The sequence below is a fragment of the Streptomyces sp. NPDC048523 genome (assembly GCF_043199815.1).
Taxonomy (GTDB): domain Bacteria; phylum Actinomycetota; class Actinomycetes; order Streptomycetales; family Streptomycetaceae; genus Streptomyces.
Genome location: NZ_JBICWQ010000014.1, coordinates 125,734 through 152,675, shown reverse-complemented (window position 1 = coordinate 152,675; position 26,942 = coordinate 125,734). Strand labels below are relative to the sequence as shown.

Annotated in this window: 28 protein-coding genes and 1 pseudogene; 3 read left to right on the top strand and 26 right to left on the bottom strand. The window is 69.5% G+C overall.

What is annotated here, in order from left to right:
- The 14 genes and pseudogenes from ACGFWE_RS41025 to ACGFWE_RS40960 all read right to left on the bottom strand — a co-directional run.
- A pseudogene (locus ACGFWE_RS41025) lies at positions 1 to 602 on the bottom strand (hypothetical protein); the annotation flags it as partial.
- A 176-nt stretch (positions 603 to 778) separates the two neighbouring features.
- The gene (locus ACGFWE_RS41020; protein WP_393605534.1) at positions 779 to 1,177 is read right to left on the bottom strand and encodes a hypothetical protein; all 399 of its coding nucleotides are present in this window, start codon (positions 1,175 to 1,177) and stop codon (positions 779 to 781) included.
- The gene (locus ACGFWE_RS41015) at positions 1,174 to 1,407 is read right to left on the bottom strand and encodes a hypothetical protein (RefSeq protein WP_393605532.1); all 234 of its coding nucleotides are present in this window, start codon (positions 1,405 to 1,407) and stop codon (positions 1,174 to 1,176) included. Before ACGFWE_RS41015 ends, ACGFWE_RS41020 begins: the two co-directional genes overlap by 4 nt.
- Positions 1,404 to 2,411 (bottom strand): GntR family transcriptional regulator, encoded by a 1,008-nt coding sequence (locus ACGFWE_RS41010; RefSeq protein ID WP_393605530.1) that lies wholly within the window; start codon positions 2,409 to 2,411, stop codon positions 1,404 to 1,406. Before ACGFWE_RS41010 ends, ACGFWE_RS41015 begins: the two co-directional genes overlap by 4 nt.
- Before the next feature lie 117 nt (positions 2,412 to 2,528).
- Positions 2,529 to 3,266, bottom strand: a complete 738-nt coding sequence (locus tag ACGFWE_RS41005; protein WP_393605528.1) for a hypothetical protein — start codon at positions 3,264 to 3,266, stop codon at positions 2,529 to 2,531.
- A complete protein-coding gene (locus tag ACGFWE_RS41000; protein ID WP_393605526.1) occupies positions 3,263 to 4,528 on the bottom strand; it encodes a cytochrome P450 in 1,266 nt (421 codons plus the stop codon). The genes ACGFWE_RS41005 and ACGFWE_RS41000 overlap by 4 nt, the downstream gene beginning before the upstream one ends.
- On the bottom strand, positions 4,452 to 5,807 hold the full coding sequence (locus tag ACGFWE_RS40995; RefSeq protein WP_393605524.1) for a cytochrome P450: 1,356 nt from the start codon (positions 5,805 to 5,807) through the stop codon (positions 4,452 to 4,454). The genes ACGFWE_RS41000 and ACGFWE_RS40995 overlap by 77 nt, the downstream gene beginning before the upstream one ends.
- Positions 5,804 to 6,364 carry an ATP/GTP-binding protein gene (locus tag ACGFWE_RS40990; protein ID WP_393605542.1) on the bottom strand — a complete coding sequence of 187 codons (561 nt, stop codon included), beginning with the start codon at positions 6,362 to 6,364 and terminating at the stop codon, positions 5,804 to 5,806. Before ACGFWE_RS40990 ends, ACGFWE_RS40995 begins: the two co-directional genes overlap by 4 nt.
- A gap of 19 nt (positions 6,365 to 6,383) precedes the next feature.
- Entirely contained in the window at positions 6,384 to 6,758 is a 375-nt protein-coding gene (locus ACGFWE_RS40985; RefSeq protein WP_393605522.1) for a DUF742 domain-containing protein, read from the bottom strand.
- Positions 6,755 to 7,165 carry a roadblock/LC7 domain-containing protein gene (locus ACGFWE_RS40980; RefSeq protein WP_393605520.1) on the bottom strand — a complete coding sequence of 137 codons (411 nt, stop codon included), beginning with the start codon at positions 7,163 to 7,165 and terminating at the stop codon, positions 6,755 to 6,757. Before ACGFWE_RS40980 ends, ACGFWE_RS40985 begins: the two co-directional genes overlap by 4 nt.
- Positions 7,162 to 8,493, bottom strand: coding sequence for a sensor histidine kinase (locus tag ACGFWE_RS40975; RefSeq protein ID WP_393605518.1), 1,332 nt, complete (start codon positions 8,491 to 8,493; stop codon positions 7,162 to 7,164). The genes ACGFWE_RS40980 and ACGFWE_RS40975 overlap by 4 nt, the downstream gene beginning before the upstream one ends.
- A 46-nt stretch (positions 8,494 to 8,539) precedes the next feature.
- Positions 8,540 to 8,908 carry a hypothetical protein gene (locus ACGFWE_RS40970; protein WP_393605516.1) on the bottom strand — a complete coding sequence of 123 codons (369 nt, stop codon included), beginning with the start codon at positions 8,906 to 8,908 and terminating at the stop codon, positions 8,540 to 8,542.
- Positions 8,909 to 8,996: 88 nt separating this feature from the next.
- Complete coding sequence (locus ACGFWE_RS40965; RefSeq protein ID WP_393605514.1) at positions 8,997 to 9,461, bottom strand: ATP-binding protein; 465 nt, start codon at positions 9,459 to 9,461, stop codon at positions 8,997 to 8,999.
- 275 nt (positions 9,462 to 9,736) lie between these two features.
- A complete protein-coding gene (locus ACGFWE_RS40960; RefSeq protein ID WP_393605512.1) occupies positions 9,737 to 10,771 on the bottom strand; it encodes an ATP-binding protein in 1,035 nt (344 codons plus the stop codon).
- A 132-nt stretch (positions 10,772 to 10,903) separates the two neighbouring features.
- Between ACGFWE_RS40960 and ACGFWE_RS40955 the strand changes: the two genes are divergently transcribed.
- Positions 10,904 to 11,671, top strand: a complete 768-nt coding sequence (locus ACGFWE_RS40955; protein WP_393605510.1) for a GntR family transcriptional regulator — start codon at positions 10,904 to 10,906, stop codon at positions 11,669 to 11,671.
- Positions 11,672 to 11,693: 22 nt separating this feature from the next.
- Here ACGFWE_RS40955 and ACGFWE_RS40950 read toward each other — a convergent pair whose 3' ends face one another.
- Entirely contained in the window at positions 11,694 to 12,161 is a 468-nt protein-coding gene (locus ACGFWE_RS40950) for a hypothetical protein (protein ID WP_393605508.1), read from the bottom strand.
- Positions 12,162 to 12,564: 403 nt separating this feature from the next.
- Positions 12,565 to 13,755, bottom strand: coding sequence for a helix-turn-helix domain-containing protein (locus ACGFWE_RS40945; RefSeq protein WP_393605506.1), 1,191 nt, complete (start codon positions 13,753 to 13,755; stop codon positions 12,565 to 12,567).
- Between the two features lie 162 nt (positions 13,756 to 13,917).
- Here ACGFWE_RS40945 and ACGFWE_RS40940 point away from each other — a divergent pair, with 162 nt between their 5' ends.
- Positions 13,918 to 14,592, top strand: coding sequence for an HAD family hydrolase (locus ACGFWE_RS40940; protein ID WP_393605504.1), 675 nt, complete (start codon positions 13,918 to 13,920; stop codon positions 14,590 to 14,592).
- Between the two features lie 21 nt (positions 14,593 to 14,613).
- Here ACGFWE_RS40940 and ACGFWE_RS40935 read toward each other — a convergent pair whose 3' ends face one another.
- From ACGFWE_RS40935 to ACGFWE_RS40890, 10 genes are all read right to left on the bottom strand, one after another.
- Positions 14,614 to 15,267, bottom strand: coding sequence for a PIG-L deacetylase family protein (locus tag ACGFWE_RS40935; protein WP_393605502.1), 654 nt, complete (start codon positions 15,265 to 15,267; stop codon positions 14,614 to 14,616).
- Positions 15,264 to 16,559 carry a phosphodiester glycosidase family protein gene (locus ACGFWE_RS40930; RefSeq protein WP_393605500.1) on the bottom strand — a complete coding sequence of 432 codons (1,296 nt, stop codon included), beginning with the start codon at positions 16,557 to 16,559 and terminating at the stop codon, positions 15,264 to 15,266. Before ACGFWE_RS40930 ends, ACGFWE_RS40935 begins: the two co-directional genes overlap by 4 nt.
- A gap of 8 nt (positions 16,560 to 16,567) precedes the next feature.
- Entirely contained in the window at positions 16,568 to 17,575 is a 1,008-nt protein-coding gene (locus ACGFWE_RS40925; protein WP_393605498.1) for a phosphotransferase, read from the bottom strand.
- Entirely contained in the window at positions 17,572 to 19,101 is a 1,530-nt protein-coding gene (locus ACGFWE_RS40920) for a Gfo/Idh/MocA family oxidoreductase (RefSeq protein ID WP_393605496.1), read from the bottom strand. The genes ACGFWE_RS40925 and ACGFWE_RS40920 overlap by 4 nt, the downstream gene beginning before the upstream one ends.
- 49 nt (positions 19,102 to 19,150) lie before the next feature.
- The gene (locus ACGFWE_RS40915; RefSeq protein WP_393605494.1) at positions 19,151 to 20,293 is read right to left on the bottom strand and encodes an LLM class flavin-dependent oxidoreductase; all 1,143 of its coding nucleotides are present in this window, start codon (positions 20,291 to 20,293) and stop codon (positions 19,151 to 19,153) included.
- Between the two features lie 34 nt (positions 20,294 to 20,327).
- Complete coding sequence (locus ACGFWE_RS40910) at positions 20,328 to 21,320, bottom strand: Ldh family oxidoreductase (protein WP_393605492.1); 993 nt, start codon at positions 21,318 to 21,320, stop codon at positions 20,328 to 20,330.
- 295 nt (positions 21,321 to 21,615) lie between these two features.
- A complete protein-coding gene (locus tag ACGFWE_RS40905) occupies positions 21,616 to 22,503 on the bottom strand; it encodes an aminoglycoside phosphotransferase family protein (RefSeq protein ID WP_393605490.1) in 888 nt (295 codons plus the stop codon).
- Positions 22,504 to 22,801: 298 nt separating this feature from the next.
- Positions 22,802 to 23,980 (bottom strand): enhanced intracellular survival protein Eis, encoded by a 1,179-nt coding sequence (gene eis / locus ACGFWE_RS40900; protein WP_393605488.1) that lies wholly within the window; start codon positions 23,978 to 23,980, stop codon positions 22,802 to 22,804.
- 21 nt (positions 23,981 to 24,001) lie between these two features.
- Positions 24,002 to 24,535, bottom strand: coding sequence for a MaoC family dehydratase (locus tag ACGFWE_RS40895; RefSeq protein WP_393605486.1), 534 nt, complete (start codon positions 24,533 to 24,535; stop codon positions 24,002 to 24,004).
- Entirely contained in the window at positions 24,528 to 25,451 is a 924-nt protein-coding gene (locus ACGFWE_RS40890) for an HpcH/HpaI aldolase/citrate lyase family protein (RefSeq protein ID WP_393605484.1), read from the bottom strand. Before ACGFWE_RS40890 ends, ACGFWE_RS40895 begins: the two co-directional genes overlap by 8 nt.
- Before the next feature lie 157 nt (positions 25,452 to 25,608).
- Here ACGFWE_RS40890 and ACGFWE_RS40885 point away from each other — a divergent pair, with 157 nt between their 5' ends.
- A complete protein-coding gene (locus ACGFWE_RS40885) occupies positions 25,609 to 26,925 on the top strand; it encodes an XRE family transcriptional regulator (RefSeq protein WP_393605482.1) in 1,317 nt (438 codons plus the stop codon).
- Positions 26,926 to 26,942 lie beyond the last annotated feature (17 nt).

Below are 26,942 nucleotides of genomic sequence, written 5' to 3'. Positions count from 1 at the left end.
CCCTCGGAGGTGACGGTTCCGCGGTAGTGCGTGGTGCGGGCGCCGAGAATCGTCTCGGCCCCGATCTTCTTCGCGTTCTTGGCGCCGGTCAGCAGTGTGGACTGGACGATCGGGCTGCCCTCGACCTGGTGGGGCAGTATGCCGTAGGACTGGTTGTCCACGGAGATGAGACCCCAGGCCGCCGGCTCGATGCGGAGCCAGCTCTTGCCGTTCAACTTGTCGGGGTCCAGGTTCGCGGCTCTCCCCAACTTCCGGATGTCGAGGGCGCCACCGCCGACGTACATGGCCTTACCAGCGAACCGGATGCTCAGCGGGCCCTTCGCGCGCTGGTCCGGCATGGCCAGTTCCATGGTCATGGACAGAGGCGCCGTGCTCATGGCCGCGTCGACGGTCAACCGGCCCCGATCCGGCACGGATCCGGTGATCCGGTAACGGAGGGACGTGATGTTGGCGGAGTCCTCCGCGGCCTTCGCCACGGCCTCGGCGGGCGTCAGGGCCGGCGCCGGCGTCTGCGCGGACTTGCCGGAACTACTCTCGCCACCCGTCCCGCATGCCCCCGTTCCTCCGCCGAGGAGCACGCACCCGAGGGCTGCGCTCGCCACTCTCCGCGACACGGACCGGCGTACGGATATCCCCATGATTTTCCCCCGGAAGAAGGTCGGAACAGGAAGCCTGGAACGAGAAGTTGACCAGGCAAGGGCGCGAGCGTATCCCGGAGAGGGAGGAGCTGATCCGCCGGATCCCCGCACGTACGGCTGCTCGTACCCACGGGCTCATGTCAGGGAGCGGCCGGAGAGGCCGAAAGCATGGTCGTGACGACGCTGCCCTCGCCTGCAGGCGGCGCCGGGCGGTTCTTCGGTGGCTGAGCAGGGATGCGATGCACCTTGCGCAGGTGGGCCTGGGTGGCGGGACTGATCCGCAGCTTGGCGTAGATCTCGCGCTGTGTCGCCCCAGCCCGCAGCATGGTCACGGCCTCCTGTTCGAGGTGGTCGAGCTCGGCACGCGAGCGATGGATCCGGCCGGCTGGCACAGGGATGCCGCGCCCGTCCCGGACGCGGACAACGGCCCGGTAGCTGGTGTGCAGGGTCTGCTCGATTTCGGCGATGGTCTTTCCGGCGTGGAGCAGCTCGGCGATCTTCTCGTCGCGCTGAGCGCGCTCATCGGGAAGACGGGTCACTTCTTGCTCCTTGCCGTGCGTGCGCTGTGCCGCGCGCCGCTTTGCGGAGTGGGCGCGGCGGGCAGGGGTTCGGGACGCGGTGTCTGCGCTGCCTCGTCGAGGCAGTGGGACATGTTGGTGAAGGTGGCAGCCCACGCCTGGGCAAGGGTGCGGAACATCTGTAGCGAGGTGAGACAGCCCACGATGACGGGAACGAGGATCGTGGCTGCGGGGACGATCCAGACGGTCATGCGTCTCCTGCCTCGGGAACGTAGCTTGCGGCGGCGATATAGCCAATGCCGGGATGGTGGTTGACCATTCGTATGTCGTGCAGGTCGTCCAGGGCCTCCAGGACTTTCGCCTCTGGTATTGCTCTGCGTTCCGCTATATCCTCGGCCGGAATGACCACTCCCGGTGTGTAGGTCCCGTCTGATATGCGAGCGAGGATGGTTTCGCGCGCGATCGTGTAGGCGTCCGGCGTGGCGGCCGTCTCGTATTCGGATGGCGGCGGCTGGACGTTGGCTTTCGATGGCTTCCGCTGATGGGACGGGGCGGGCGACAGTGGTTTGGTCAGCGCCTCTTCCAGGCTCCAGCCGTTCTCGTATCGGCTGTAGAGCGTGGTGTAGGCGACTGCGCACCGGGGATGCCGTGCCCATTCGGCCAGGCTGTGCGATTCGCCGAATGCGTCCAACTTCGAGGTTCCCGGCCTGCGCCGCACGGGCGGCCTGAGGACTTCGGCGAGGGTGAATTTGGCCAGGTCCTGAGCGACGAACGTGCGGTTGCCGCGAGTTGTGACCAGGAGTCCCTGCTCGATCATGACGGCGGTTGCCTTACGGACCGTGGTCGTCGACACGCCGAATTCCTCGGCGAGTTCCTTGAGCGGGGTGAACTGTTGCCCCGGCCGGTAGGTCCCCTGTCCGGTGAGCGCATCACGGAGTCGCTTCCGGAGCGTGATTTCGATGTATTGATCGTGAGGGAGGTCTTCGTAGCCGGGAGGTGGGCTCCACGTCTCGCCTTCGATCGCGACCCGTGATCCGATCTGGGGGCGGGCTTCGATCAGCCTTTCGCGGCGCATCCTCCGCAGAACGGGAGAGAGGATGACCGGCACGTTCCTGGGGCTCAGTTGAAACTCGGCGATCAGCTGAGGCCAGGTGAACAGGTGTCCTGGCGGCCATGTTCCGTCGGCGATACGGGTGCGCAAGGCGTGGTCGATGCGATCCGAAGCTGCCTGCTGGGATGAGGATTGGTGGCTCACGTTCCGTTCTCGCATTGTCTGGCTGTCGGGGAGCCCTGTCGCCGGGCTGAGCAGGGGCCCGGCGACAGGGCTGGAGTCCCGTGCGCGGCAGGCTCGTGGACTGCCGCGTACGGGGGCTTACGCGGTCGTCGGCTCGATGTCGGGCTCGGGCGGCGGGACGGCCTGGATGCGGGTGGTGAGTTGCCGGGCTTGGTGCTGGGTGAGGCAGAGGGTGATCTGATCGGGGGTGTGGGCGCACTCTGGGACGGCAACGGCGGACGTGGGGGCGGTGGTGATCCCGGTGATGAGCCAAGTGAGGCGTTCTGCGAGGCGCCGCAGGTGTTTTTTGCGCGAAAGGTCCAGTCCCTCGTCGATGCCGGGGGCTCCCAGCACTTCGGCCACCGTGCGGGTGGTGTGCAGGTCTGCGTTGTCGTGCAGGCGCAGTTCAACCGTGTGGTTCGACAGGTCGGGCCGCACGCTGGTGGAGAGGTAGTGCGTACTGAGGGCCTCGGCCAGTTCAGCGGCGGCGGCCCGGGTGCGGACGTGGGGGGCGAGCAGTAGGTCTGTGAATCGGGCGACGGCCTGCGGTGTGTGCAGGTCGACGACGAGGTGTAAGCCCTCGCTGTCGAATCGGGCGTCGGCGTCGATGTCGTTCGCCTGCAGCCACACAGTGGCGCCCTCGGGATTCGGCTCAAACGAGAGCATGCGGGTGTACAGGGTCACCGATACCACGCTGCCGCTGGGGCCGACGTGGCAGCTGGCTTCCGCCCCGGCATCCCGGAAGGCCTCATCGAGCCGGTCACGCAGGGATTCGGGAGTGTCCGACGCCGGACCGAGCTCACGTTGTTTGGTGGTCACCGTCTGCTGCTCGTTCATGCGGTCCGTCCGAGGACGACGGGCACGCGGGTGTGCCCGTTGGTGATGATGCTGGGCAGGGGCTCCAGCTGGTCGGGGTCGACGGCCAGGCTCACATTCGGGAAGCGGGCGAAGAGTTCCTCGAGGGCGGTACGGATCTCGATGCGGGCGATTTCCGCGCCGACGCACAAGTGGGCGCCGTGACCGAACGCGAGGTGCTTGCCCGTCGTGGGGCGGGTGATGTCGAACTGGCCGGCGCTGTCGCCGTGGACTCGCGGGTCGCGGCCTGCTGCCGCGTAGTTGATGGCGATGGCGTCACCGCGGCCGAAGGTGAGGCCGGTGGTCTCGTCGTGCACGTCCTCGACGGCGAACCTGAGGATGACCGTGGCGACGGGGGCCTGGTGGCGCAGGCACTCTTCGACGACCTGCGTCCAGCCGATGGCGCCGCTCGTGGCCAGGGCCAGCTGCTCGGGATGGGTGAGCAAGTTGACCACCGCATGGTCGATCGCGTTGACGGTCGTCTCGTGGCCCGCCCCGATCAGCAGGATGAAACTGTCGGCGAGCTCCTTCTCGCTGATCTCACCGGCGTACTGGGCGGCGATGAGCTGGGAGGTGATGTCGTCGGCCTGGTTGCGCCGCTTGTAGCCGATCAGCTTGTCGATGAGCTCGTAGATGCGGACAATCGCGGCCTGGCCCTCTTCGGGGCTGGTCGTGGTGATGAACAGGGCGCCGACCGAATCCCGGAAGTCGTCGTGGAACTCGTCCGGGACGCCGAGTATCAGGTTGACCACCTGGAGGGGCAACCGCCACGCGAACCGTGCCCGCAGGTCCACTTCGTCGTCGGGGCCCGTGACGGCGAGCTCGTCGAGCAGGGTGCGGGTGACGTCGGTGATCTGGGGGGCCAGGGCGCGGACGCGGCGCGTGCTGAACGCGGCGGCCAGGGGGCGGCGCAGCCGCTTGTGTTCTGCGCTGTACGCGGTCAGAGCGTTGCGGACGTCGACCCAGATCCGCAGGGGCCAGTCGTCGGGGATCTCGCGGTTGATGTAGGCCGGCCAGTGCTGATAGGCGTCCTTGCTGATCTTGGGGTGGGAGAGGAGGCGCCGGATGAGGTCGGGGTCGGTGACCGTCCAGGCGGGGATGCCGCCGGGCAGGATGACGCGGGCGGCGGGTCCGGCCTCGCGCAGGGCGGCGGTCTCGCCGTGGATGTCACCTCCGGTCGGGTCGAGGAGGTAGTGCCAGCGATCGGAGGAGGCGGGGGGCGCGGGGGTGGCGGGCGTGGTCATGCTGCTGCGGTCCTTCCGGATCGGGTGGGGTGGGGGCGGCGCGCTGGAAGTGCACGGGCAGCGCGGCGGGACCGGCGATGAAGGTGCCGGGCATCGGGGGGACCTGGTCGGCGGGGATGGCCAAGGTCAGGCTGGGCAGACGGTCCAGGGCCCGCTCGACGGCCGTCTCGCAGATCACGCGCGCCAGGTCGGGTGCGGCGCACGCGTGCGCCCCGGCAGAGAACGCGAGGTGCCCGCGGTTGCCGGTGCGGGCGCCGGGAGGCAGGCCGAGGGTGAGGGCGGGGTCGGCGTTGGCTGCGGCGAAGGAGACCAGGATCGGAATGCCGGGCTGGACCTGGACCCCCTCGACGACCTGAAGGCCCTGCGCGTACAGGGGGCAGTAGTTCGGGACGGGCGGGTCCTGCCACAGCACGTCGTCGAGAGCAGCGGACACCGGGTGGACGCCGGTGTGGACGTCGCCGGCGAACCGGTCGTCGGTGAGGATCCGCAGCAGTCCGGACGCGATGAGCTTGGCCGGGGGCGGGCCTGCCGCCCCGAACAGGAGGATGAGGGTGGGCACGAGTTCGCGGTCGGTCAGGCCTGCGGCGATCAGTGAGGTGACGACGTCCCGCCCGGGATAGTTCCGTTTGTGCCGGATCAGTTCCAGGCACGCCTGCTCCAGGGCCGCGTTGGCTTCGGCCGCGTCGGGCCCGGCGAGGAACAGCCGGGTGACCGTGCGAACGATCTGATCGCCGATCGCGGGCGGGGACTGGTACATCGCGTTGACCGTCAGCATCGGCAGCACGTCGCAGTACTGGGCCACCAGGTCGGCCGTGCCGATGGGTGCGATCTTGTCGATCAGGTGGTCGGCGATCTCTGTGACGGTGCGGGTCAGTTGATGGGTGTCGACCGTCCCGAGCGCCGACGTGAGCGCCCCGCGCAGGCGCAGGTGCTCGTCGCCGTCCTTCCACAGGGCGTTGTCGCGCGGGCCCATCATCATCAGGGCGGGGCTGGTGGGTGGGACGTCACCGCGGCGCAGGGCCTCCCAGTGGTTCGGGTCCTTCCTGAACCGCTGCGGGTTGTTGCGCAGCAGGTACATCGCGGCGCGGAACGACACGGCGAGGTAGCCCCAGATGCCGGGTTCGATCTCGACGGGCGCCACCGGGCCTTGGGTCCTCAGCCGTTCGTAGGTGTCGTGGGGGTTGTCTCTGAACGTGGGGCCGTGGATCGGCAGCGGTCCGTTGTGGGCGGGCTGGTAGGCCGGGCACTGCCCGGCGTCCTGCTGGGCGTGGTAGGTCATCGCACGGGCTCCGGGAGCGTGGTCAGGAGATGCTGGACGAGGGCGATCAGCGCATCGCGGGTGCTGGGGCGGGAGCGGGCGTCGCAGAAGACCAGCGGGATGCTCGGGGGGAGCTCCATGACCTCGCGCAGCCGCTGCTCGGTGTGGCGGGGGGCGCCGTCGAACTCGTTGACGGCGATGACGTAGGTCAGTCCGAGTTCGTCGACGAGGTCGAGGATCGGGTACGTCTCCGCGAGGTGCCGCGGGTCGCAGAGCACGAGGGCGCCCAGCGCACCGTGGGCCAGGTCTTCGAGGATGTCGAAGAAGCGGGCCTGGCCGGGAGCTCCGAACAGGTAGAGGACCAGTTCTTCATTCAGGTTCACGCGGCCGAAGTCCATGGCCACGGTCGTGGTCGTCTTGTCAGCGAGGTCGGCGCGGTCGACGCTGCTGCCCGCGCTCGTCATCACCTCTTCCGTCGTGACGGGACGGATCTCGGAGACGCGGGCCACCGCCGTGGTCTTACCGGCTCCCATGTGGCCAACGATCAGGATCTTCACGGTGCGCTCGTTGCCACGCAGCCCCGATCCGGGGTCAGGGTCAGAGTCGACGTAGTCCTTCAAGGACTGCCTCCAGGGTCGTACGGTCGGGGCCTTCGGCAGGGGCGTCGGTGATGCGCCGCCCGGATGCGGCGATGTGGCCGGACTCGATGAGGTCGCAGAGCAGGACACGGATCACGGCCAAGGGCAGGTGCAGGAAGGCGCAGAGTTCGATGACGGACTGGGCGCCGCGCGCGAGATGGCCGAGGATCTTGTTCTGTTCCTCGTTGAGGTCGGACCGGCTGAGGTAGGGGGCCGACGACGACAGGCTGATCAGTGTGATCTGGTCGAAAGTGTTGCGGGTGGGCGAGGATCGGCCGCCCGTGACCACGTACGTTCTGACCAGCCGGTCACCGTCTCGACGGCGGGCCGTCATCCCTGCGGTGAGGGCTCGCGTGGTGCCACCGACAGGGGGTCACCGAGACGTTCGACGGTCTTTGCCATCCGGTAGGAGATCGCCTCGATGTCCACCTCGCTACCGGCCGACACCACCAGGTGGCTGCCGGAGCCGGCGGCGATCACGAACAGGTACCCGTCCTGGTACTGGACCATGGTCTGCTGCCACACGGTGTTGTCCTCCGTGACGAACTCACCGGCGCTGCGGCTGAGGGACTGAAGCCCGGACACAGTCGCCGCGATCCGGTCGGCGAGGTTTCTGTCCACGCCGTCCGAGGACGCCACGGTCAGGCCGTCCGCGGACAGCACCAGCGCATGCCGGGCATGGAGGATGTCGAGCAGCTCATTGAGAATCCAGCTCAGGTTGGGGCGGGCCGCTTGCGTCATCGGGGGGACTCCTCACTCGTGGGGGAAGGGTTGGACGTCTGGGGGGCGTCGTCGTGGATGCCGCGGGTGCCCTGGACGAATGCGGCAAGCCCGCGCCCGGACCCGGACGGCGGGGGCTCGGCTCCCGCCAGCGGTCGCCGCGGCCGGGCTGTGTCCTGACTGGCAGGCCTCCCGGAGTTCCGCTTGGCGAGCCCGTCGTGGGTGATTTCGTAAGGGCCTGCGGCGACCGCGCCCGGGGCGGCCTGCCGCACCGGCGCCACGGACGCCGTCTGTTGCACCGGGGCAGGAGCCGTCTCTTCAGGGGGCGGGGCCTCGGCGAGCAGCGCCTGAGGCAGGAACACGACGGCCCGCACACCGCCGTAGTGAGAGGCGTCGTCGAGATGGACGCGGAAGCCGTACCTGCGGGCGAGCACGCCGGCGCCGAGGTGCCCGAAGCTGGGCGGGTTGCGCAGCTCGGTGAGCCGGAACGAGCCGTCCCCGGACAGCCGCCGCTTGGCCTCCAGTTCGGCCTCGGCACTCATCCCGGCCCCTGCGTCGTGGATTTCGATGCTGACGCCCTGGGCTCCCTCGACGAGCCGTACGTCCACCGGCGTGGACGGGGGGCTGTGCCGGGCCGCGTTGTCGAGGAGTTCGGCGAGGACCAGGACGACGGGCTCGACGTTTCGGTCGGCGAGGTACAGGCCGGATGTGCGGGGCGGCCGAACGCGCTGGTAGTCGCGGATGCGGGACATGGCGCCCCTGATCGCATCGTTCAGGGGGACGTTGTCCCGCTGTCGTCCGGGCCAGGTGCCTGCGATCACGCCGAGGACCTGCAACCGGCGAAGGAGCTGGTTGCCCGCGTGGTCGATGGGCTGGACCAGGGCCAGGACCCGCTCGTCGTCCTCGGCGTCCAGCAGATTGGAGATCGCGCTCTGCTGCTCGTAGAGGAGGGCCTGCACGGACTTGACGCAGGCTCGCACCGTGGACCGGGTGGCCTCCTCCGCCTTCCGGGATGCGGCGTCCATCAGCGCACCGACCTGTTTGAGGACGGATTCGTAGGCGGCAGCCGTGACGGTGCTGTTCAACTCCGGGTGCAGCAGCCCGCCGAAGCTGGGCGGGGTGCCGTGCTGCAGGGCGTACGCCAGGGCGGGCAGCCGGGAGTCGGCGAGCTGGCGGGCCTCCTCCTCCCGTGCGGCGATCCGGCGGTCGGCCTCAGCGGCCCGCCCTTCGGCGTCGGCCGCCCTCTTGTCGGCAGCCTTGCGTCGGGCCCGGTAGTGCAGAGCGGCCCCTCCGGCAGCGGTGAGGGGGACGTAGGGCGTCCACAGGAGCACGTCATGTATCAGGGACATCAGATCCTCGTGACGGATGGACAGCAGATGGGTGGGAGAAGGGAGGTCACCCGAGAAGGGGCAGCAGGGGGTGCAGCACCAGGGGCGCGGTGTAGGCGCGGCCGCCGTGCACCGTGTTGCCCAAGCGGGCCCACCGCAGCTCCTCGCACGCCGTGAGTAAGGGCGGTACCTGGAGCGTCCCGCTGTCGAAGTGCCGGGCGGGTGTGTGCCAGTGGGCGCCGAGCCCGGAACCGGGTGGCAGGAACAGCACCCACTCGCCGCGGCGGGCCATGGCCGCACCTATGGGGTGAGGGCGGCAGTGCGCGAGGCGGTCGACAGCCTGCCGGGCCTGCTCCTCGGGCAGTACAACGATGTCGAAATCCGCCCCAACCTTCACGTTCAGGGGGCGTGAGGCCAGGTACGCGGCCGGCAGCATGTCGGCCAGAGTGGGGGGCTGCCCGTGTGCGCCGCGCGGTTGTCCGGCTGGGCCGGTCGCGTGCGTAAAGGGGGCCGCCCCCACGTGTTCAGATATGGCTATGGGTGGCATCGCAAGAGTCCTCGCAGGGGGCAGCGGCGACGGTGCCCTGGGGAGTGCGGACGGGAGGGGTCGTGCTTGCGGGGAGCGTGAGGCAGGCCGCCACGGCCGTACCTCGGCCGCACGGGGTCACCGTGTAGCGGCTGGCGAGTGTGTCGACGATGAGGAGCCCACGGCCGTGCTCGTCGTCGGCGTGCGCCGGTTTGGTCTTGATGGGCCGGCGGGGCCCCTGGTCGGCGCAGAACACCCACACGTCGTCGCGGGTCTGGATCATGCCCACCGTGACGCGGTCGTTAGGGGCATGCAGGAAGGCGTTGGTCGCCAGTTCCGACACGATCAGTGTCAGGTCCTGGGTGACGTGTGGCGGGATGCTCCACAGTCGGCATGTCTGCGTCACCAGATGGCGGGCGCCGGCCGGGGTGGCCTCTGAGCGGCCGGGCAGCTGCCAGGTCATCCGCCGCGTGTTCGTTCCGCTTGAGGCGCGCTGCGGAGGTGCGGACGGCGGGCGGGGCGAAACCCGTTGCGGCTCGATCCAGAGCACGGGCAGCATCTCCCGCCCGCGCCAGCTTCCCGGCCGGGGGTGCACGCTCATCTGATGGATTCCTGACAGGTTTCCCTCGTGCTGGTGCTGCCTGGGTTGGGCTCCCCGCTCCGGCAGGCGAGGGCGGAAAGCGTCGCTGTTTTCGGCAGGCGGGGGTGCACTCTCGTGCTGGTCGCCCTCGGGGCCCGTCATGCGAAGCCCTCCCCCGGCGGCAGAACTGCGCGCACCGTCTTGCCGAGGCCGTCGGGGGCGAGGAACCACAGCAGTTCCGCACCAAAGTCGAGGGCGTCGCGTAGACCGCGGCCTCGCTCTCCGTCCAGAGCGGCCTGCGCGTCAGGGAAGCTCGGGTTGGGGTCCTCGACGTCGATGAGCAGGTTTCCCTCATCGGTGAAGGAGAGGTGGATGTGCATGTTGGCCGGGGCCTGGCCGGCGGGCCGGCCGTGTGTCACGGCGTTGGCGGCGAGGCGGGCGAGGACTTCGACGGCAGCGTCCACGTCGCCGGGCCACCGCCGCAGGGACAGACGCATCCGGGCCAGCACCTTCAACTGGCGCACACTGCCCGGAGCCAGGTCGAAGGTGCCGGACCACACGGCGGCGGGCCCTGGCAGCGGGGGCGTACCGAGGTACACGGCGAACGCCGACCGGTCGATGATGAAGGTGCGCAGCGAGAGGCGGTCTGCGGAGCGGCTGGCGACTTCCTGCTCGCTCTGCGCGATCAGTCCGGTGGCGCTGCCGTCCGTCAGGGCACGTTCGATCGCGCGCCATCCGGTCCGGCCGCGGCGTGAGGTGGCGAGCGGGGCCAGGTCGAATGCCTCGTGGACGACTGTCCAGCCTTGCGCGGCGGCGAAGGTGTTCAGAGCGGTCAGCGTCCGGTTGGCGGACTCTGCATCAGCGGCACAGGTGTAGAGCACGACATCCGCCCCGCGGGCGGGACGACCGACGATGCTGCTGGTGGGCGGGAGCGAGGCGATGGGCCCGACCGAGCCACGGGTGTCGATTTCGGCCCAGACAACCGAAGTGCGGTCCTTTCCGAAGTCGTGGCCGTAGCGGTCCGACGCCTTCTGAAGAAGGCGGAACAGGTCCGACAGGAGATCGTCGCTGATGGTGGACGGCACCTGGGCCTCGATCCGGACATAGCCGAGCTCCTGGCTTTCGACCGGACTCGCACCGAGCGCCTGCAGCATCGAGACAATCGCGGTGGCCTGGGCGTTCGGCGAGTTCACGGATCTCTCCCGTGCACGATTGATCACGTACAGTAGATTTAATGCATTAGCTTGAACCTGATGCATTAAATTGTCAATCGCGTCGCCCGAACCCGGGCATCGAGGAGCCGCTGACCAGTACGGAGTCCGCGTATGGGCCACGAGGAGCCGCCGCAGCACGAGGTCGTCGCCAACGACCTGCGCCGTCGACTCGACAGCGGCGAATGGGGTGTTGGAGAACGACTCCCCTCCCGTGCACGCCTGGCCGAGGAGTATGGAGTCGGCGCCAACGTCATGCAGAAGGCCCAGGAGCGGCTCATCGCCGAGGGCCGACTGCAGGGCCGCGCCGGATCCGGCACGTTCGTCGCCGAGCTCCGCGAACGCCGCCGCATGATCCGCTCCCGGCACCGAGAGCGCCGCCGCGGCAGTCCGTTCCGGGCCGACATGGCCGAACTCGGCCGCGAGGGAACCTGGGAGGCGCACTCCGAGGCCCGCACACCCGCCCCGCACGACATCGCCCAGCGGCTGGGCATCGAGCCCGGCGACCCGTGCGTCCGCACCGGCTACGAGTTCCTCGCCGACGCCCAGCCCGCCCAGCTCTCCGTGTCCTGGGAGCCGATGGCGATCACAGGCGACACCCCCATCCTGCTGCCCGAGATGGGCCCGCTCGCCGGCAAAGGCGTCGTCGAGCGGATGCGCTCCATCGGCGTCGACATCGTCTCCGCGCTCGAAGTCCCCCGCCCCGGACGCGCAACCCAGGAGCAGGCAAACCTGCTCGGGATCGGCCGCGGGGACCTGGTCCTCGTCATCGAGCGGACCTACTACGACGTCGACGGCCGCGCGGTGGAGACCGCCGACATCACCGTCCCACACGCCCGTTGGGAAGTTGCCTACGAGTTCGGAGTAGACGCCGCCCGGTAGGACCGCAGGGGCCGCCACCATCTCACCAGCCCCTGCCACGGGGAGCCCGGTCCCGCCCGGCTGGCGCCGTGCACGCACGGCGCGGAACCCACAACTCGCGCAACGAATCGACAGGTTGCGGCTGCCGCCCGGGCCATCGCCGCACCGCCTCCCTCAGCGCCACGCGCAGGGCGGCCACGGACGTCAGGCCCTGCGATCGCTCGATCAGCCAGTAGGGACCGGGCGGTTCCTCCTTGCCGTCCGCGGGCAACACCACGTCCGTGCAGGATGCGCGAGCGCCCAGGTGGGACGGCAGCCAGTGGGTGGCATCGGCGGGAACGAGAAAGGACAAGGTGGCAGCGCCCGGCACCGGGTTCACGCTGACCGCACCCGGCGCAGTCAGCTGCTCCAGCGCCTGCAGCGCAAGGAACCGGCAGACCGTGATGACGTCGACCTCGTCGGCCGCAGCCGTGTCCCACCGGCTCGCCCGAGCCATCCCGTCGCAGCCCATGCGGTTGCCTCCTCCACCCGCGGATCACGTGACGGTAGAGCCGGGCAGGGTGCCGTGGGCGAACTGAGAGTTCGCAAACTCGCGGAGCCCCCTCTCCCTCTCCATGGGCATCGGTGATGGCTGGTTGGTCCACTACGCGACACGGAGCGGCGATGCCCGCAGCCCGCCTTAAACCGTGTGAGTCACACGGTTTAAGGCGTCCATCGTCATGGCCGGTGAGCCGATTAGCAACGGCCCGCCTACTGGGCGCAGTGTCACTGCGAACGCGCGACCCGCGTCGAGAATGAGGCACATCGAGTCACGGTCTGGCCTCAGTGGACCGTCTCGCTCTCGGCACAGCCCGGCCCGGACCAGCTGGCTGGCGGCGGAGTCCGGTTCGAGTAAGTCTCCCGCCGCGCCTTCCTCAGGCGCGCTCCAGCCGACTGGCGAGGGCGTCGACCTTGCGGCGAAATGTGGGACGCACCCGAAACTGCAGATCCCGGACCATGGCCCTGGCCACGGGGCTGCGGGAAAGGTCTTCTGGAGCGAGGTCCTCCAGGCTGAGCAGATGCACCAGGACGGCGGCGTCGTCGCGGCGCTGGTGGTAACAGCGGGCCACCTCGAGGCCGAAGGTGAACTGCCGCTCCCGGCTGGGCAGTCGGCTGGTGTCGACCTGGTCGGCCAGCCGTAGTCCTTCGCCTGCCTCACCGGCGAGCATCTCGACGCTCATCGCGTGCAGCGCCACGTTGGTGGGGCCGAACACCGTCCACTGGATGTTGCCCTCCCCCGCGGTCCGGGCGAGCGGGAGGGCCCGCTCCTCCAGCCGCCGGCGGGCTTGCTGCCAGTTGCGGCGCCGGGCGTCGGAGACGACGGCGACCAGTTCGAGAGCTCCTTCGACGGCGTGGGTCGCCGAGTTGGCCGGGCCGGTGCGCAGGTGCGCGACGGCCTGGAGTGCGATCTCCTTGGCTTCCTCCACCGTGTTCGGGTCGTTGTGGGAGAGCAGGACGTGGCCCAGGTTCCACGAGGCAGCAGCCTGCCGCACGGGATCGTCGGCTTCTTCGGCCACCTGCATGGCCCGGTCGGCGACCACGAGGGCGAGATCGAGCCGGCCGACCCTGCGGCAGTACGACCGCAGAAGCGCGTACAGATCAGCGGCCACGCGCAGTGTTTCGCGCCGTGCGTGTGGATCGTGGCCGTGCCGGTGATGCCGTACCGCGTCCTCCACGTCCGTGATCAGTTCCGGCAAACAGCGGGCTGCCTGGGTGAACCGGTCCTTCGAGGTCTGCCAGGAGTGCCAGGCCCGCTCGACACGCTCCCGCAACCCTGCTGCATCCCCCGCACGACCAGGCCCGCGGGTGGGGACCAGCAGGGCCCGGGCGACCGCCGGCGCCGCGCTGACGGGCGCCGGGGGTTCGTCGACCGGTTCGCCGCCCAGCAGCGCGGCCGGGGGAACGCCCAGAACTGCCGCGATCCGGTCCAGTACGTCCAGCGACGGGACCTTCTTCCCCTCCTCGATCAGGTGCAGATATCGCGGAGTGATCCCGCACAGCCCAGCGACTGAAGCGACCGACCGGTCACCCTTCTGCCGCCGATAGCGCCGGATAGTGCTTCCCACGGACAGGCTCGGCGAAGGTGACATCACGTCCGTCGCCCCCCTTTCCCGGGCGGTACTGGTGGCGTCAGCGTAGAGGCTCGGACCGGGCCCGCGCCTACGGTCCGCTCAGACTCGTGTGACACGCTGTAGCCCTGCGATGCTGGGCAGTTGGGGAGGCTCCGAATGACCGGACTGGTCCTGTGGGACGTCGACCACACTCTGATCGACACCCGCGGGGTGGGCCGCGAACTGTCTGCCTCCGCGTTCCTGCAGACAACCGGGCAGCCCATGCGCCAGCAGGCACGGATCGACGGCATCACCGAGCCGGTGATCTTCCGTGAGACAGCGAAGCTACACGGACTGACCACAGACCGCGCCGACTTCGAGCGGTTCGCCCGTGCCCTCACCGCCGCCCACCTGGAGCGCGCCGCCGAGCTCCGGGAACGCGGCCATGCGCTGCCGGGCGCGGCCGCCGCCCTCGACGCCCTCGCAGCAGCGGGCGTCGGGCAGACCGTGGTCTCGGGAAACATCCGGGCCGTTGCCGAGCTCAAGTTGCAGGTCTTCGGCCTGGACACCCCTGTCCTGTGGGAGTGGGGCGCCTACGGGGAGGACCACGACGTGCGCGCCGACCTCGTCGGCCTGTCCCTGGAACGCGCGCACACAACCGCGGAGGCCGCCGTGCTGATCGGGGATACCCCGGCCGACATCGAGGGCGCCCACGCCAACGGCGTGCGCGTGATCGCCGTAGCCACGGGACGCAGCGACGAATCCGTGCTCCGAGAAGCCGGCGCAGAGGTGGTCCTGCCGGATCTGCGGGATACCGAACTGCTGGTCAAGCTCGTACGCGACGGCATCTGAAACAGGCGCGGGCCGGCTCGGTCAGTTCGCTGGAGCGGCGAACTCAATCTGTCTCGCGGTTCGGAAGAGCTCGGCGCAGGTCAAACCAGGTGGGAACTGTTCGACCACCCGGTGATGCACGTGTTGGCGGTATCCCACCTCGGCCAGTTTCCGGAAGACCTGCATGTCGAGTTGCTGCTGGGAGGAGAAGCACTTCAGGGCGGCTTCCTTCGAGTCCAGGAGCTCGTGGGTCCCCACGAAGACGTTGGTGGGTTCGAAGTTGCGGCTGTAGGGAGAACGGAAGTAGGTGAGGTTGTTGGCTTCGCGCAGGGCGACCGTGGTCACCTCCTGCGCGGTGATGTTGTGGTCGAGGTGCTGGTCGTCGGGGAAATGGGTGTAGACGATGTCAGGGCGTGCCTCGCGGAAGACCCTGAACAGCTCGCTGTTGATCTCCCCGCGGTGTTCGACGAACCGGGTGTCGGGGATGTCGGAGAAGGTGTACTCGTCCACGCCCAGGATGCGGCCGGCAGCCAGGGCCTCCTCCCGTCTTGGCGATGTGCCGTTCGGGCCCATAGCTCCGGTGGTCAGGCAGTGCACCCGGACTTGGGCCCCGTTGAGGGTGTACCAGCGCATGCGCATGGCCATGGCGATTTCAGGGTCGTCGGGATGGGCTCCCACGACGAGGACGGTCGTCACCTCGTTCCTCCCGGGCGTCGGCTGATGGTGAAGGCGTTGCGCAGGACCCGGCCGTCCAGGCCCTGCCAGCGGAAGGGCTGGTCTGAGCTGCAGGGCCATCGGAGGTAGTGCATGCTGCCGGCGACTTCGGTCGTGCCTGCGCTGGTGAAGGCGAGTTTCGACGAAGCCCCGCCGTCCAGGTGGTAGACGTGTCGGGGGTCGAGTCCCTCGCGCGCGCAGAGCTCGGCGGTCTCCGCGGGCGTGACGCCGCGGAAGTTGCCCGACAGCGGGGCGCCGTCGAGTACTTGGAAGAACAGCTCCCGTCGGCGCAGGCCGATCAGGGTCCGTGCGTGGCGCGTGTCGCGGAACGGGTCGGTGCCCAGGCACTGGTCGTAACCCCGGCAGGGGCCAGCCGCGGCGTCGGCGGCGCTGGGCCCGAGGGAGAGGCCGCCGCCGAGGTTGCGCACGTCCAGCCCGTCGACCTGCGTGATCTCGACCCCCGAGTTCACCCGGACGTGTTCGGCTTGCGTATGCGCGGCGCGCAACACGAAGTTCCCGGCGAACAGGTCGGCGCCTCCGCCCCGGTGTACCGCTGTCACCCGGTGGCCGCGCTCCGGTGTCCAGGACACGACGAAGTCGACAGCGGTGGGATCGGGTGGCGTGAGGTTGGTGGCGGGGTCCACATCGCGTCGGAAGCCGGTGCGGGAATCGTCGGTGTAGCGGACGCGGCAGTTCGCGGCGCCGAAGACGGTGAGGACGTTGTGCTCGCGCGGTGGGTGGTTGTGTTCCTTGGAGCCGACCCACCGGTAGGGGCGTCCTTGGATGCGCAGACTCCCGGTGGCTTTCAGCATGCCGATCACGGCTTGGCCGTGGTGGGTGAGAAATGCGGGCTTGGAGGCGGTGGGCAGGCTCGTCACCTGGCCGGTCCGGCAGCAGAGGTCGAGATTGGGTTCGGCCGGCTGGTAGGCGCGGTCGTCGGAAATGAAGGAGAACGAGCCGCTGACGGCTGCGACTACGGCGTCCGGGGAGAGCAGGTCACGCAGGTGGAGTCCGTTCGGGCGGGTGACGGCCTGGGCCTGCGCCTGTTCCAGGTCGAGACGGAGGGTGAAGGCGTTGGTGAAGCAGCCCTCCCCCAGCTCCACGGCCCTGGCATGGAAGCGGATGCCAGGGGCAATCATGATCTGGCGTTCGGGGACGCGGACGGCGAAAGCCCGCTGGTCCCTGGCCAGGGACTGGATGTCCGGAACGCGATACCCGAGGGAGCGCAGGACAGAGACGGCGTGCTGGTCTTCCGCACCGGGGCGTTCGGACACGTGCGCGTTCATGACGCCGCCCGGTGAGGGATCTCTGCGGCCCGCACCAGGTCCTGCACAGTGAACGCGCCGCGGGCCAGCAATTCCAGGACCCCCTCGCGGAACGGGCCCGTCCGCGCGCTCTCGCCCGGCAGGGAGTAGGGCACGGCTTCGTCCAGCCGGTACAGGATCACCCCGGCCGCGACCTTGGCCATGAGCAGTGCCTCCGTGGGCGGCAGGTGGTGCGGTAGCTGGGCATCGAAGTAGGCGGTCAGCAGGGCGGGTACGAGCGTCCGCAGGTGCTTGCTGTGGCCGAGGTGGTGGATCAACAGGTGGGCCAGGAAGTAGGCGATGTCGTACGGGGGCCAGCCCCGGTGGACGTTGTCGAGATCGCAGAATGCCACCCCGTCGTCGGCGAGGCTTAGATTCTTGGGGGCGAGGTCGCCGAGGACCAACTGGTGGGAGCGGGCGGCGAGTTCCTCGCAGGTCTGCGCGAGCAGGTCATGACCGGTGGCACGCAGACAGAAGAGGAATGAGCGTTCCTGGAAGTAGCGGTTGCTGTGGGTTCGGAACTCGGTGTCGGTGTGCTGGGTGGCGTCGTGGATTCGGCGCACTGCCCTGCCTAGCCGGATCATCTCTTCGGCGGTGGCCGGACGTTCGCAGAGGTCCTCGTAGTAGCTGCGGCCGTGGGGGAAGACGTCGGTCAGGATCATGGTGTGGGTCTCGGTGTGGTAGCCGAGGACCTGAGGGAAAAGCGCCGGCTCGATCCGCCCGTAGACCTCCAGTGCCCGGCGTTCGTCGTCGATGAGTGCCGGGTCGGTCGGCAGGGTGGGTATGCGGGCGTAGTGGTCACCGCGGATCTTGAGGATCACTGTGGTGTGGCGGCCGCGGATTCGGAAGACGTGGCTGACGTTGCCGCCGTGGACGCGTTCAGTCTCGGTGATCGGCCCGGTGTGCCGGGTGCAGGCGCTGAGAATGTCGGGCAGGGCAGGCCCCAGCAGGGTGGCCAGGCTGGGCATCGGCGCGTCAAGCCTCACAGCACGGCCTCCATGGGTCCTTGGACCTGTGCCGATGCGGGCTGTGGTGCGGGACGGAAGTCCAGCGTGGCCACTGGGGAGGCGCCGGCCCACTGCTGTGCCATCGACAGATAGGCGCCGGCCATCAGCGTCGCGCCCCTGCGATGGCCGGTGAGTTCGGAGGACATTCCCTCGCGGGTGCGCCGGCCGTCCAGGTACTCGAGGAACTCCCATGTCGCGCGCCGCCGGGAAGATTCCTGTGTGGGCAGGGCGACCTCGGAGGCGGAGGCGGAGGCGGAGGCCGCGGCCAGCGTGCCGAAGTCGAATCCGGCGTACTTGACCCAGTCGGGCCGGAACGTGTGGTTGCGGAAGACGTGCACTTCGACGTGGCGTTCGTTGCCCAGTGCGTGTGGGTCCGCGCTTTCAGTGCCGTCGGTGAGGGTTTGCAGGGAGTGGAGATGGATGGCCTGGAACGGGCCCTGTTCGATGATGTGGGTCTCGTGCCGGACCCGTCCGTTGCCTTTGTAGAGGCTGGCGTGGGCCGGGGTCAGGCTCCCGCGCTGCGAGAACCCGTTGTGCACCAGGTTGATGCTGCCCAGAGTCATGGTGCGCCCGCGGCTCTGGTAGGCCATGGATATGAAGGCGTCAACTTCCCCGAACAGCCGCGTCGCCGACCGCAGTTCGGGCTCTGTGTACGGATTGCGGGCCGCGAAGGCGGGGAAGAGCCGCTCGTAGTCGCGGAGGCCCATCTGGGCCAGGAGGTCGCCTGGCCGTGTGACGTGGGCATGGACCGCGACGGCGTCGAGTTCTTTGCCGCTCGTCTCACCGGCAGCCAGAAGCCACGGCACGATGTCGAAGAAGTGGAAGCCGCTGTGAGCGGCCTTGCCGTACCCGCGGTCGAAGCCGTGGTAGGAGAGGTCGATCATCTCGTCCGGCATCCGCCACTGCCCGTCGCTGTGGAAAGACTGGATGGAGGTCACCGGGCAGCTGGTCTCGGCCGCGACCTCAGCGATGCACTCCCGTATCCGCCAGAACGCCGGGTGGTAGCGGCGCTGGCTCTGGACGGTGACCATGATCTGCGGGAACCGGCGCTGGGCCTGCCGGTAGCACTCCATGATGTCGTCGAAGTCCGTGAGGATGGCGCCGGCCTGCGCCGGATCGGTCGAGGCGTCGGCGTGCACGCTCAGCGGCTTGTCCAGCAGCACGCTCAGCCCGCGTTCCAGTGCCCACCGCGTGTAGACCATGTGGTAGGCGGGCTCGGTGGATACCACGACGGCGTGAATGGAGCGGCGGTCCACCACGGTGTCCAGAGTGCGGCGGACCCGCTCGGGCAGTGCCTGCAGACGGGAGCTGAACGGCTCGATCAGCGTGACGGGCAGCGACCGGGGCCCGTCGTCGGCGGCGTAGGGAACCAGCACGTCTGTGGCCCCCAGGAGGTCGACGCCGCACAGGGTGCCGACGAGGCCGGATGCCTGTCCGGCTGCCAGCGCCGGCAGGTGGGTCCGGCGGGCGTGGGGGCCGACGCCCACCACCAGGAAGTTCTTCATGTCGTCCTTTCACAGAGGGCCGGGCCGGGATACGTGGCAGCGGGTGGAGTCACCGGTCCCTTTCTCCCGTCAGGCCGCGTCGGCGCAGTTCGGGCAGGACTCCCTCGCCGACCATGTACGCCTCCTCCAGGTGCGGGAATCCGGACAGGATGAACTCCTCGATGCCGAGCGCCGCATATTCGGCGATGCGGTCGGCGACCTCCGTGTGGCTGCCGACCAGCGCGGTGCCGGCGCCACCTCGCAGTAACCCCACTCCGGCCCAGACGTTGGGGTAGACCTCCAGGTCGGAGGGGTTCCAGCCGTCCCGGAAGCGGTCGTGCAACGCGCTCATCCGGGCCTGGCCGGTCGATTCGCTGGCCGCAAGGACGCTCTGGACCTGGCGGACGTGGGCTGGATCGATGTCCTTGAGGAGGCGCTCGGCCGCCGCCCAGGCTTCTGCGGCGGTGTCCCGGGCCACGACGTGGAAGCGGATCCCGAACCGCATCTCCCTGCCGGCCTCTTGGGCGAGTGCGCGGATCCATGCGAGTTTCTGCGCGGCTTGCTCGGGCGGCTCACCCCAGGTGAGGTAGGTGTCCGCATGGCAGGCCGCGACCGGGCCCGCCTCAGGGGAGGATCCGCCGAAGTACAGCGGGGGCAGCGGGTCGGGCGGGGCCAGGACGGTCGCGCCGCGGACGTCGTAGTGCTCGCCGTGGAAGTCGAACGGCTCGCCGCTCCAGGAACCGCGCAGCACGGTGAGGAACTCGTCGGTGCGGGCGTAGCGGTCCGCTTTGGCCAGGTGGTCGCCGAAGCGGGCCTGCTCGTCGCGTTCGCCGCCGGTCACCACGTTGAGGAGCAGCCGGCCGCCGGACAGCCGCTGGAAGGTGCTGGCCTGCTGCGCGGCCAGGGTCGGGGAGATGAGGCCGGGCCGGAAGGCGACCAGGAAATTCAGCTGCTCGGTCTCCCGTGCGAGCGCGGCGCAGGTCAGCCAGGCGTCCTCGCACCAGGTGCCGGTCGGGGTGAGGACGGCGTCGAAACCGGCTTCCTCGGCGGCCCGTGCGATTTGTGTCATGTAGCGGATGGTCGGCGCCCGGAACCGGTCCGCGGTGGGCGCGAGCGATGCGGCGGCTTCGGCTTGCGGGCCGTGCGTGCCCCGGGTGCCCATGGTCAGGGACCGGCCGTCGGCTGCGGTGGGTAGGAACCAGTGAATCTGCATGCCGTGCTCCGTCCAGGAGGTTTCGTCGTGGCAGTCAGTCGGAAGCGAAGTCGCCGGCAGCGCGCGCTTGCAGTCGGCGGAACACGGCGTCGTCCAGCTCGACCGTGCCGGTGGCCAGGGCGTGGTCCGCGCGCTGCTTGCTGGCCTGTCCGGGCAGGCGCACGGCGGCACCGTCCCGTGTCACCGCGCTCCTCATCGCCTCGACGAACTGGGTGTTGCGCTCGGGAAACCCCACGGCCTGCCCGCCGAAGGACGGATTCAGGGCAAGGAACGCGTAGCCGGTGCTCCAGGTGTCGTGCACCGCGGCGCCCATGGGGAAGGCGAAGAGCGATCCGGTGAGGATCTGCACGAGCAGGGAGAGGGCGAAGCCGCGGTGCTCGCCGAACACCACGGCCGAGGTTGCGGTGTCGGGATCGTCGGTCGGGTTCCCGCGGTCGTCCACGAAGGAGTCGTGTGGGAGCGGGCCGCCGGTGCGCCGGGCCTCCCACAGGACTCCCATGGGCGCCAGGGTGGTGGACATGTCCGCGACGAGCGGCTCGCCGAGCGTGGGGATGGCGAAGGAGAGCGGGTTCACCCCGAGAACGGGGGTACGCCCGCCGTGGACTGTCGCCTCGGCCCGGGAGGTGTTCATCACGATGCCGAGATAGCCGTGTTCGGCGATCCGCTCGCTCCACTGCGCGAGGATGCCGTATCGCTGAGTGTTGATCATGCCGACGATGCCGGCGCCGACGTCCGCCGCCTTGCCCACCGCGACGTCGACGGCGTAGGCCGCGCTGATCGGCCCGATCTCGCGGCGGGCGTCGATGACCGCCAGCGCCCCCTGCTCGCGCACGATCTGCGGGGAGCCTTCGCGCTGTGGGAAGAACTGGGACTCGAAACAGAATTTCGCGATGCCGTGCGATGCCCTGCCCCGCAGCTCGCCGGTCAGATAGTGCTCGACGATGAACGCGGCCTTGTCCCTGGGCACGGATGCTGCCCGGCAGGCGTCGCCCATGAGTTCCCGCAGGGATCCGATGCTCGCCTTCACCGGCCACCCTCCGGGCGCTGGGGAATGAAGGCAGTCGCCGTGCCCGCGAGGGCTGTGCGTGTCAGGGTCGGCCGCCCCTCACGACTGTTCGCGGTGAGGGCGTGGAAGGTGCGGCGGTGCATGGGCATGCTGCTCTCCTGTCGTGGAGAAGAGTGATGCGCTCGAGGCTGCGCGGGAGGTCGGCGGGTACGCCGACGGGACGCGTGACGCGATGACGTCGACGCGTGGATCACTGGGTGGGGCCGGGCCACCGCTCGGCGGCTGCTGCCCGGTTACGGCATGACCGGCTTGAGAGCTACCGGTACTCGTGGGTCATGCGCGTGAGGATGAGGTGGCCGCGCTCGACGAGCTCCGGCTGCTGTTTGGTGAGCCCCGTGTTCAGGTAGGAGACGCCGAGCCTCGTGGTCAGCAGGCGCAGAACTCGCTCCTCGGTGTCGGACAGGGGGCGGCCGTAGCCGGAGAAGTAGGCGGCTTTAAGGTCGGGGCGCACAACCCAGACCGCGCCGCACAGCCACACGAACTCCTCGACAGCGATGCCGGGGGCGGACATCTCGAAGTCGATCACTCCGTGGCCGTGTTCCGGGTGCCACATCCAGTTGCGGGTCGAGTAGTCACCGTGCCGGTACACGGCGGGAACTGTCTCGGCCAGTTGCGGCAGTTCCCGGGACACGCACCGCACCAGGGCGCGCTGCTCGTTGTCGAGGTGTCCGGCGGTGCTCTCCAGACAGGCGGCGGCTTCCTCGGCCTGGTTTGCCATGGACGCGCGGATGTTTTCGCGGTCCTGGTCCGAGGTGGGCTCGGAGTGATCGTGCCAGCGCCGGAGCAGGTGGCCGGCGAGTTCGTGCACGCGGCGCTCCTCCCCCACTTCCAGGGGAAGGCCGCGTACGACGTCGCCCGGCTGCCGGGACGTCATGATCGCTTGGAGGTCGGGGTCCGAGGCAATCAGGCGGGGCGCCTCGTGGGCGTCCAGTGCACGCGCCGCGTACGCGTAGCCGCCGACCTCCCGCTCGTAGTCCCTCGTGCTCGGACTCTGCTTCACGAAGATGGCGTCCGCGCCTGAACCGAACCGCCAGACCCTGGAGCTGCCCCGGGGCCAGGACACATCCGTGACCTGGCCCGCGCCGGGCAGGTGACTGGATGCCCATCGCCGCAGGTCAGATGGGATGGGAGTGTTCTGGGTCATGAAGGGTTCTTCTCCGAATCGCGTGGGAGCAGCGGGAGCCCGCAGGGGCTGGGTGAGCTGCGTGGTGGCCGCGGCGACGCCTTGACTGTACTCACCGAACAGTGGGCGGCGCAGCGAAGGTGACAGCGCCCGCATGCCCGGCGTGCCAGGTTCCCGGGCAGGCGCCGCCGGTATGAGCGCTGGTGGCGGCTGGGCGGTGCTGGACAAGACCGGTCTCCTCTCGATCGTCTGATCACTCAACGCTTCGCTGCTCACGGCGGGTACGGAATCCGTCTTCGGTCGGTGGGACGGATAGGAGTTAGAAGTAGTCCGCCAGCCACGGTTCGCGGTCTGTGGTCGCCTTCAGGAGCTGGGCGAGCGCCCGTGGAGCTCCGCCCACTCCCGCCAGTTGGGCGGCAGCCGCGCTGCGGTATCCGCCGGCGTACCAGACCGCCATCTGCCCCCGGGTCAAGGTGAGTTGCCCCTCGCGCGTCGTGGGCGCCAGTTCACCCTCCCCGCCCTCGACCTGGAGGATGAACCGGTCCGTGGCCTTGTTGTCCTCGGCGACGACTTCGATCGGCAGGGCGAGATCCACATCGTCGGGCCAGCCGCGCAGCTGTATCGCCTGGCGCAGATCCAGGATCCGCAGCATCCACGGGTGCCAGGCCCGTGCGGTGAGGGCGCCGGAGCGGCGCAGGTGGTGCACCAGCAGTGGCGCGGGTGGCAGGCCGGTCCGCTGGAAGGCGACGGTGGAGATGCGGCTGTTGTGCCGACCGAGGAAGGCGAGCATGGCGGCGGCCACCGCCTGGTCCGCGGCCCAGAAGTCGTAGACCACCAAACGCCGTCCTTCGCCCAGGTGGGGTTCGCCGGCCACGGACAGGACGCCGCTCGGCTCCTGGCCGGGCAGGTTGAAGGCGTAGGTGGCCATGTCGGGGTGCTGGCGCTCCTGCCAGGCCCCCCACCAGTGCGGACGCTGCCACGGGCCGTTCCACCGTGCGGCAAGGTCATTGCACAACGGACGGTGCTGCCCCGTTACCGCGTGAGTGATCGTGAAATCGGAGTCGTGGAAGCTGTGCCGCAGCTCATCGGCGGGGATGGTCCAGGAGTAGACCTGAGTGGGCGCCTCCCACCCCAGACGGCGGACGTAACCGCTGGAGGCGGTCCACAACGTGGCCACCACGGCGCCCTGCTCCCGCAGGGGCCTCAGCCTCTCGGCAATCAGTTCGGCCGCGAGGTGACCACCGCGTTCCTCCGGCGCCACGCATCCGCACGCCATGCTGGCGCCGGGCACCGGCCGGCCGCCGAAGAACTGCGGGATCAGCAAACCCAGGCCGCCGGCGATGACCCTCCCGTCGCGGACGGCGACCCGGCGGTCGGCGTGCGCGCCCAGGCATTGGATGTCTTCCACCTGGTGGCCGTACGCGCGGCGGGCCAGGTTGTCGTACGTCCGCCACAGCTCGTCGTCCGCTTCCACGATGGTCAGTGCGGGGGTGGGCATACCGTGCCTTCCCTTCCTGCTTCAGTAGTCGGTCGTCTCGCGCACGACGCTCGCGTCGGCAGGGACGAGGAAGGTGCGGGTGCAGCTGAAGACTCGACGGTCGTGCTGGTTGTAGCCGCCGATCCGACACGAGACGATCCCGTTGCCGGGGCGGCTCTTGGAGCGGCGGGCGGTGAGGACCTCGCTCTGCGCACGCAGAGTGTCACCGACGTACACGGGCTGCTCGAAGCGCACTTCGTCCAGAGCGAGGTTGGCGGTGGTCAGGGCGCTGGTGGTGCGGACGGTGAGGCCCAGGATGATGTTCATGGTGAGGATTCCGCAGACCAGCACCCGGTCACGGCCGCTCCGCTGGCAGAACTCGACGTCCGAGTGGACCGGTGCCTCGTTTCCGGTGAGCGCCAGGATCTGGACGTGTTCCGTCTCCGTCACGGTCCGGGCCGGACGGTGTTCGATCACCGTGCCCACGATGCCGACGAAGTCCTCAAGACCGAGACCGACCGATTCACGGATCCGGTTCTCACTGATGAGCCGAAAGCCCTGCGGGACCCTACTCACTGCGTGCCTCCGTGAACGGGGTGGATGCGGGGACGTCGCCCGCTCGGGCAGTCAGGGCGCGGGCCGCGGCTACGAGCGGCGGCCCCACCATGTGGCCGTCCACGGTGGTGATCTCGCCGTGGGCGGCATCAGCGGCGGCCACCACCGCGCGCGCCGTGGCCAGTTCCTGGGGGGTCGGCCCAAACGACTCCCGGATGACGGGGACTTGCCGAGGGTGGATGGCCACCTTGCCGAGGTATCCGAGTTCCGCGGCTTCGTCGGCCTCGCGCTTGAGCCCGTCGGAATCGCGCAGGTCGAAGTGCGGGGAATCGATCGCGGGCAGGCCTGCGGCGGCCGCGCCGGCGGCCAGGACCGAGCGTGGGTGCCACAGGGCGCGGCTGTTGAGGCGGCAATGTGCGGCGGCCGCGTAGTCGGCGGCCCCGAACAGCACCCCCGCCAGGGTCGGGGCCTTCAGGATGGTGCGCAGGTGCTGGATGCCCAGCGGCGTCTCGATCAGGGCCCACACGCGTCGCTGCCCGTCCTCGGCACCGATGATCTTCGCGACGATTTCCACGTCCCGCGCGGACTCGACCTTGGGCACGACGAGCACGGCGGGCCGCGCACGGGACTCGGCTATCGCCTCGAGGTCCTTCAGACCATGCACCGTTCCCAAAGCGTTGAGCCGGACCCCCAGCACCGTGTGGCCTGAGCCAACGCTCCCCCCGCTCTGGGACAGGCAGGCGATCACCGCTTCGCGTGCGGCTTTCTTGCCGTCAGGTGGAACCGAGTCCTCCAGGTCCAGCAGGGCGACGTCTGAGCCTGACTCGGCGGCCGCTTCGAACCGGTCAGGTGTGGATGCCGGAGTGACCAGCCACGTGCTGCGGCGTTGGCTGGGAGCACTGTGGATGTTGCTGGGGGGAGATTGGGAGCACTGCACGCCGCCTCCTGGGATTCATCTGTCACCCCATCTGCTGTGACTCCACGAGGATGGGCTCACCTGTTCGACCTCGTCGACCAGTTGGAGGGGGTCCCGAGGGGGTCCCGCATCCGCCAAGCAGTTATCGGGCGGATGCGCTGAGTGATTGGATGGAGGCGTGGAAGAGACCCCCCGGCATCCGCTAGTGGTGGCGCGCCGTGCAGTCGGCAAGACGATGGAGGAACTCGTCTCCGGAATCCATGCCGCTGCTGCACGACGGAATCTGCGCTCAGGGACCGATGAAGCGCGGGTGCGCAAATGGCAGCGCGGCGTCCGGCCCAGCGAGGAATCCCAGATCTACATCGCCGAAGCCCTCGGCTGGCCCGCGGACATCGTCCGTGCTGACGACTGGCCGAACTGGCTGCCGCTCACCGCCAACGGGGTGGTCCCCCTCGGCCCCCACAGCTTTGTGCCCGCCCTGAGAGAGGCCCAGCGAACAGCGATGGAACGCCGCACCTTCCTGACCATCTCCGGCACCGCCCTGTCCGCCCTGGCCGCGCAGTGGGCCGGCGGCCCCGCAGACGCACTCGCCCAAGCCCACGACGGCAAACCCGTCGGCGAAGACCTCGTCGCCTTCCTGGAGGACTCCACCCAGCATCTCGCCGGCCTGTCCACCGAGCAGCGACAGCACACCCCCGCGCTCCTGGACGGCCACCTCGCCACCGTGACCGACCTGCTCGAGACCGGCCGCTACTCGCCCGCTCTCGGGCTGCGCCTGCACACTCTGGCGGCCTCCCTCTCCCAGACCGTCGCCTGGCACGCCTTCGATCTGCGCCGCCACACCCACGCGAGCCAGAGCTGGGTCGCGGGCCTGCACAACGCCCACGCGGCCGGGGATCACGACATGGGCGCAGGGCTCCTGGGCGACCTCGCCTACCAGGCTGCCTGGCGCCGCGATCACACCACCGCCGCCAACATCCTCAACTTCGCCCTGACCCGGGTGCAGAATCCCGCCGCCCGCTGCTTGCTCCAGTTGCGCCTGGCCCGCACCCTCGCCGCACGCGGCGGCCGCAGTGAACGCGGCGCCGTGCAGCGCGCCCTCGCCGCGGCTGAGCACCACCTCAACGACGCCGGCAACGACCGGCCCGCCTGGTGTGCCTGGGTATCCGAGGCCGACCTTGCCGTCGACTCCGGACAAGCCCTCCTGGACCTCGGTGACACCAGTCGGGCCCACCAGCTCATCAGCGAAGGCGAACGCCTGCTGCCGCCCGCCCGGGACAAGACGAGGGGCGTCTTCCTCGCCTACCGCGCCGCGAGCTACCTCGACTTGAAGGAACCCGAACCCGCCGCGGCCGCCGCCACCCAGTCCCTGCTCCTGGCCCGCCGCATCGGAGCACCCCGCTGCGCCCGCCTCGTCGACGACCTACTCCCCCGCTTCGAGCCCTACGCCCGCGTGCACGGCGTACCGGAGCTCCTCCACCTCGCCGCCGCCTAGACCGAGATCCAACCCGG

Bases quoted from the DNA above. Each gene is read 5' to 3' on its own strand.
- ACGFWE_RS40980 (WP_393605520.1), bottom strand. From the start codon at position 7,165: ATGACGCAAGCGGCCCGCCCCAACCTGAGCTGGATTCTCAATGAGCTG.
- ACGFWE_RS41005 (WP_393605528.1), bottom strand. From the start codon at position 3,266: ATGAACGAGCAGCAGACGGTGACCACCAAACAACGTGAGCTCGGTCCG.
- ACGFWE_RS40965 (WP_393605514.1), bottom strand. From the start codon at position 9,461: ATGACCTGGCAGCTGCCCGGCCGCTCAGAGGCCACCCCGGCCGGCGCC.
- ACGFWE_RS40915 (WP_393605494.1), bottom strand. From the start codon at position 20,293: ATGCAGATTCACTGGTTCCTACCCACCGCAGCCGACGGCCGGTCCCTG.
- ACGFWE_RS40995 (WP_393605524.1), bottom strand. From the start codon at position 5,807: ATGACCTACCACGCCCAGCAGGACGCCGGGCAGTGCCCGGCCTACCAG.
- ACGFWE_RS40950 (WP_393605508.1), bottom strand. From the start codon at position 12,161: ATGGGCTGCGACGGGATGGCTCGGGCGAGCCGGTGGGACACGGCTGCG.
- eis (WP_393605488.1), bottom strand. From the start codon at position 23,980: ATGCCCACCCCCGCACTGACCATCGTGGAAGCGGACGACGAGCTGTGG.
- ACGFWE_RS41000 (WP_393605526.1), bottom strand. From the start codon at position 4,528: ATGACCACGCCCGCCACCCCCGCGCCCCCCGCCTCCTCCGATCGCTGG.
- ACGFWE_RS40985 (WP_393605522.1), bottom strand. From the start codon at position 6,758: ATGACGGCCCGCCGTCGAGACGGTGACCGGCTGGTCAGAACGTACGTG.
- ACGFWE_RS40955 (WP_393605510.1), top strand. From the start codon at position 10,904: ATGGGCCACGAGGAGCCGCCGCAGCACGAGGTCGTCGCCAACGACCTG.
- ACGFWE_RS41015 (WP_393605532.1), bottom strand. From the start codon at position 1,407: ATGACCGTCTGGATCGTCCCCGCAGCCACGATCCTCGTTCCCGTCATC.
- ACGFWE_RS40970 (WP_393605516.1), bottom strand. From the start codon at position 8,908: ATGCTGCCGGCCGCGTACCTGGCCTCACGCCCCCTGAACGTGAAGGTT.
- ACGFWE_RS40905 (WP_393605490.1), bottom strand. From the start codon at position 22,503: ATGACCCAGAACACTCCCATCCCATCTGACCTGCGGCGATGGGCATCC.
- ACGFWE_RS40940 (WP_393605504.1), top strand. From the start codon at position 13,918: ATGACCGGACTGGTCCTGTGGGACGTCGACCACACTCTGATCGACACC.
- ACGFWE_RS40920 (WP_393605496.1), bottom strand. From the start codon at position 19,101: ATGAAGAACTTCCTGGTGGTGGGCGTCGGCCCCCACGCCCGCCGGACC.
- ACGFWE_RS40975 (WP_393605518.1), bottom strand. From the start codon at position 8,493: ATGTCCCTGATACATGACGTGCTCCTGTGGACGCCCTACGTCCCCCTC.